The sequence below is a fragment of the Streptomyces sp. NBRC 110611 genome, assembly GCF_001590865.1.
Classification (GTDB): domain Bacteria; phylum Actinomycetota; class Actinomycetes; order Streptomycetales; family Streptomycetaceae; genus Streptomyces.
In genome coordinates this window covers 340826-345256 of record NZ_BBUY01000007.1, presented here as the reverse complement: position 1 = coordinate 345256, position 4431 = coordinate 340826, and the positions used below count along the sequence as shown (strand labels likewise).

5 protein-coding genes are annotated in these 4431 nt (G+C 70.4%); 3 read left to right on the top strand and 2 right to left on the bottom strand.

Going from position 1 to position 4431, the window contains the following annotated elements; translation table 11 throughout:
- Positions 1–217 precede the first annotated feature (217 nt).
- Positions 218–868, bottom strand: coding sequence for a DNA-3-methyladenine glycosylase (locus AZE13_RS18635; protein WP_066932680.1), 651 nt, complete (start codon positions 866–868; stop codon positions 218–220).
- A 244-nt stretch (positions 869–1112) separates the two neighbouring features.
- Between AZE13_RS18635 and AZE13_RS18630 the strand changes: the two genes are divergently transcribed.
- From AZE13_RS18630 to AZE13_RS18620, 3 genes are all read left to right on the top strand, one after another.
- On the top strand, positions 1113–1895 hold the full coding sequence (locus AZE13_RS18630; protein WP_066932673.1) for a sporulation protein: 783 nt from the start codon (positions 1113–1115) through the stop codon (positions 1893–1895).
- 43 nt (positions 1896–1938) lie between these two features.
- Positions 1939–2478: a YbhB/YbcL family Raf kinase inhibitor-like protein gene (locus AZE13_RS18625; protein WP_066932663.1), complete on the top strand. Its 540-nt coding sequence runs from the start codon at positions 1939–1941 to the stop codon at positions 2476–2478.
- Positions 2479–2899: 421 nt separating this feature from the next.
- A complete protein-coding gene (locus AZE13_RS18620; RefSeq protein WP_066932660.1) occupies positions 2900–3403 on the top strand; it encodes an HNH endonuclease in 504 nt (167 codons plus the stop codon).
- Positions 3404–3477: 74 nt separating this feature from the next.
- Here the strand turns inward: AZE13_RS18620 and AZE13_RS18615 are convergent, their stop codons facing one another.
- Entirely contained in the window at positions 3478–4248 is a 771-nt protein-coding gene (locus AZE13_RS18615; RefSeq protein WP_066932657.1) for a sulfite exporter TauE/SafE family protein, read from the bottom strand.
- Positions 4249–4431 lie beyond the last annotated feature (183 nt).

The following is a 4431-nucleotide window of genomic DNA, read 5'->3' as shown; positions in this document are numbered from 1 at the left end:
CGGAGCGACTTTTTCGCTGCCCTTTCGGCGTTCACTACTTTAGCGGTTTTCCCTGCCGACTCATAATCGAGCCGACGAGTCGAATTTCCGGCAACGCCGAAGACGACCCGTCAGGGAAGTCGTGAGAAGTAGTGGGTTTCGCCGCCCGGCGGTCTGCGCAGATAGCGCTGCCCGTCTCCAGCGGCTCGGGCCACGTTAGGCGGTTGACGATACAGAGTCAAGTCGTGCTGGTGGCGCGGCGTCGGGGGACGTGCCGGCGGTAGGGGCTGACGGTCGGGTCGCCGTCGATCCAGTAGCGCCAGGGGTGATCGGCGCCGTCTCCGCCGACACCGGTGCGCGGGCCGTTGCGCACCAGTTCGGGGCCGGGCGGGTCGCCGTGGAGCAGGGTGAGCGGAGCGGCGCCGCCCTGGCACAGGTCCGCGCCGTCGAGGCCGCGGTCGATATCGAGGGCAGTGGCCAGACGGGCCGGGCCCTTGGCCAGTTCGGTGACCGTACGCGCCTTGGGGCGGCGGGCGGCGGCCAGAGAGGCACCGGTGAGGATCTCGCCGGCGCGCAGGAGGATCCCGCCGGCCCGGCCTTCGGGGCAGCAGACCGCGTTGAGGCTGAACCACATGCCGTAGATGAAGTAGACGTACGCGTGGCCGGGCGGGCCGAACATGGTCGCGTTGCGTGCGGTGCGGCCCCGGTAGGCATGGGAGCCGGGGTCGTTCTCGCCGTCGTACGCCTCGACCTCGGTCAGCCGGAGCTCGATCGGGCCGTCGGGTGTGGTGCGTACGAGAGTGCGGCCCAGCAGGTCAGGGGCCACTTCCACGACGGGACGGGAGAAGAAGTCGCGGCTGAGCGGCATTCGTTCCGGTACGTCGGTCATGCGGCCCGAGGGTAGTGGAGTCGACACGGTTGGCGGCTGGCCAGGAGGGCGTCGGGGTTGGGAAGGTGTGGGCCGTGGAACCGTCCTGCGCGGTTCCACGGTCGTAGACGGCACGGGCGCAGGGAGCGCACTGCCGTGGGCACTGCGCACGGAGCGCGTCACCGGAGGCGGTGCGCTCCGGACCGGGAGAGCGTCCCGGCAGGCAAGTCGATGAGCACAGGCGCTGGGCCTGGGGAGGACGAGCATGGGATTCAAGAAGCTGCTGGCGAGCCTGGGAGCCGGAGGCGCGGCGGTGGAGACGGTGCTCTTCGAGGAGAACGTCGTCCCCGGTGGGGTCGTACAGGGTGAGGTGCGGATTCAGGGCGGGTCGGTGGCCCAGGACATCCAGAAGCTGTCCGTGGGGTTGCAGGCGCGGGTGGAGGTGGAGAGCAGCGACGGGGAGCACAAGCGGGACGTCGAGTTCACCAGGGTGCAGCTGGGCGGCGCGTTCCAGGTGCAGCCGGGTGCGGCGCACACCGTGCCGTTCGGGCTGGAGATCCCCTGGGAGACGCCGGTGACCACGTTCCTGGGCACGCACCTGTCCGGGATGAGTGTCGGGGTGACGACCGAGCTGGCGATCGCGCGGGCGGTGGACTCTACGGACCTCGACCCGGTGAACGTGCATCCGCTGCCGGCACAGCAGGCGATTCTGGACGCGTTCGGGCGGCTCGGCTTCCGCTTCAAGTCCGCCGACCTGGAGCAGGGGCACATCCGGGGGACGCGGCAGCGGCTGCCGTTCTACCAGGAGATCGAGTTCCACGCCCCGCAGCAGTACCGGGGGCTGAACCAGGTCGAGCTGTCCTTCGTGGCGGACGACCGGGAGATGGACGTCGTGCTGGAGATGGACAAGAAGCCGGGGCTGTTCTCCGAGGGCTCGGACACCTACCGGTCGTTCACGGTGGGGCTGAACGACTTCGAGGGGACCGACTGGGCGGCGTACCTCAACCAGTGGCTGGCCGAGGTCGGCGGGAAGCGGAGCTGGCTCTAACCTGGCCCGACAGAGTGTCAGCCAGCGACCAGGAGGTGTTGCAGTGTCCGAGCTGAAGCGGCGGCCGCTCCCGCACGATTTTCATCCGCCGGTGCCGGAGTTCACGGTGTCGAGCGATGAGGTGGAGCCGGGCGGGACGCTCCGTCCGGAGCAGGTCTTCGCCCAGGGGAACCGTTCGCCGCAGCTGCGGTGGGAGGGGGCTCCCGCGGGGGCGAAGAGCTACGCCGTCACCTGCTACGACCCGGACGCGCCGACGGGCAGTGGCTTCTGGCACTGGGTGCTGTTCGACATTCCGGCGTCGGTGACGGAGCTGCCGGCCGGTGCGGGTTCCGGGGACATGAAGGGGCTGCCCGAGGGTGCCGTTCATGTCCGTAACGACTACGGGACGCGGGACTTCGGAGGTGCGGCGCCGCCGCCCGGGGACGGTCCGCACCGCTATGTGTTCACGGTGTACGCGGTGGACCAGGAGAAACTCGGTCCGGACGCGGACGCCTCGCCCGCGGTGGTGGGGTTCCAGCTGCGGTTCCACGCCGTCGGACGGGCCCAGCTGATCGCCGAGTACGAGGTGCCGGCCGCGGGCTGACCCGGAAAATCCGTTGCGCCCCGGCGCTTCTCGCACGCAGAGTGGTACCCGAGCCGCCGCCCCTTCATCAGGGCGTCGGGCAGCTGGTACCGCAGTGGCGGGAGCGGCGGGGCGCAGGTGTGTCGTCCGCCGTTTGCCGGAGCCCTTCCTCGTGTCGGGTGTCCTCGTCGGCTGTCGTTCGCTCCGGGTCCCAGATGTTCACGGGGGTGGGACCCGGAGCGATCTTTTTGTGCCCTGTTCCGGGGTGCGGGGTGCCGCCGTCCGGTGCGCGGGGTGCCGTCCGGATCGCCTCGTCTTCATCTTGCGATCACGCTCCATTTCCCTTGTGGCATGCGGAAATTGCGTTGTTCGGGGAATACCTGCCGCTGCACAGTGGAGCAACTTCGCCACGGGGGCGGAGCGGGTCCGGGAGGTGGGCAGGATGCGCGAGACGCTGGTGCTGAACGCGAGCTTCGAGCCGCTGGCGACGGTGTCGCTGCGGCGTGCGGTGGTGCTGGTCATGGAGGACAAGGCCGTTGTCGAGCACGCGCACCCGGGGCTGCGGATCCGCGCCGCGTCGGTGGATGTCCCGGTGCCGCAGGTGATCAGGTTGAGCCGGTACGTACGGGTGCCGTTCCGAAGACGGGCGCCCTGGTCGCGGCGGGGTGTGCTGGTGCGTGACCAGCACCGGTGCGCGTACTGCGGGCGCCGGGCGATGACGGTGGATCACGTCGTGCCGCGGTCGCGCGGCGGTGGGGACACCTGGCTGAATACCGTCGCCTCGTGTGCGGAGGACAACCACCGCAAAGCGGACCGTACGCCCGAGCAGGCGGGGATGCGGCTGCTGCGGCGGCCGTTCGAACCGACACCGGCGGACGCGCTGCTGGCGACTCTGGGGGTGGCTGTACGGGACGGGCTTCCTGACTGGCTGGCGCTGCCGGCGTAACCGGCCTGGTCTCCGGCGAAACTGCGACAGTCGTTGAACTCCTCTTGTTCCAGGCGGAGTTGCTCCAGGAAGGGTTAGTCCAGGAGGAGTTTGACGATGGCCAGCAGGCCCACGAGGACGATGACGGCGCGCAGCGCGGCGGGCGGCAGCCGGCGGCCGGCCCGCGCGCCGAGCAGGCCGCCGAGGGTGGAGCCGACGGCGATCAGGGCGACGGCTGCCCAGTCGAAGGTGGCGACGAAGAGGAAGAAGACCGCCGCGACGCCGTTGACGATGGCGACCAGGACGTTCTTGAGGGCGTTGATGCGCTGGAGGTCCTCGTGGTGGAGCAGCAGACCCATCAGCGACAGCTGGATCACCCCCTGCGCGGCGCCGAAGTAGCCGCCGTAGACGCTGGTCAGCAGCAGACCGACGAGCAGGGCGGGGCCGCCGTCGGGGTGGGCGGTGGTGCCGTTCCGTTCGTGGCGGGCGCGGAGCCGGGCGGCGAGGGTGGGCTGGGCGATGACGAGGACGAGCGCGAGGGCGATCAGTACGGGGACGATCGTCTGGAAGGTCTTGGCGGGCAGCGCCAGCAGCAGGATCGCGCCGCCCAGTCCGCCGATGAGGGCGGTGAGCCCTAAGCCCAGCAGGCGGCGCCGCTGGCCGGCGAGCTCACGGCGGTAGCCGAAGGCGCCGCTGAGCGAACCGGGCACCAGGCCCAGGCTGTTGGAGACGTTGGCCGTGACGGGCGGCAGTCCGAAGGCGAGCAGCACCGGGAAGGTGAGGAGGGTCCCGGACCCGACGATGGTGTTGATCGCGCCTGCGCCGACCCCCGCGGCGAGGACGGCGACGGCTTCCCAGAGGTTCATACGGGCTCCTCCGTGCATGATCGGCAGGAACGGTCCTGCCGATCATGCACCAGAGGGCGGCGGTCAGTCGATCGGCGGTGCTTCGCGCTTCGTCGTGCTGGTCTTGGGCGTGGAGCCGCCGCCGGCCGACGGGGCGATGTTGCCGATGGCGCCGCCGAGGCCCTTGAGGGCGTCGCCGATCTC

Coding starts and splice junctions, on each gene's coding strand:
- AZE13_RS18635 (WP_066932680.1), bottom strand. CDS start 868: ATGACCGACGTACCGGAACGAATGCCGCTCAGCCGCGACTTCTTCTCC.
- AZE13_RS18630 (WP_066932673.1), top strand. CDS start 1,113: ATGGGATTCAAGAAGCTGCTGGCGAGCCTGGGAGCCGGAGGCGCGGCG.
- AZE13_RS18620 (WP_066932660.1), top strand. CDS start 2,900: ATGCGCGAGACGCTGGTGCTGAACGCGAGCTTCGAGCCGCTGGCGACG.
- AZE13_RS18615 (WP_066932657.1), bottom strand. CDS start 4,248: ATGAACCTCTGGGAAGCCGTCGCCGTCCTCGCCGCGGGGGTCGGCGCA.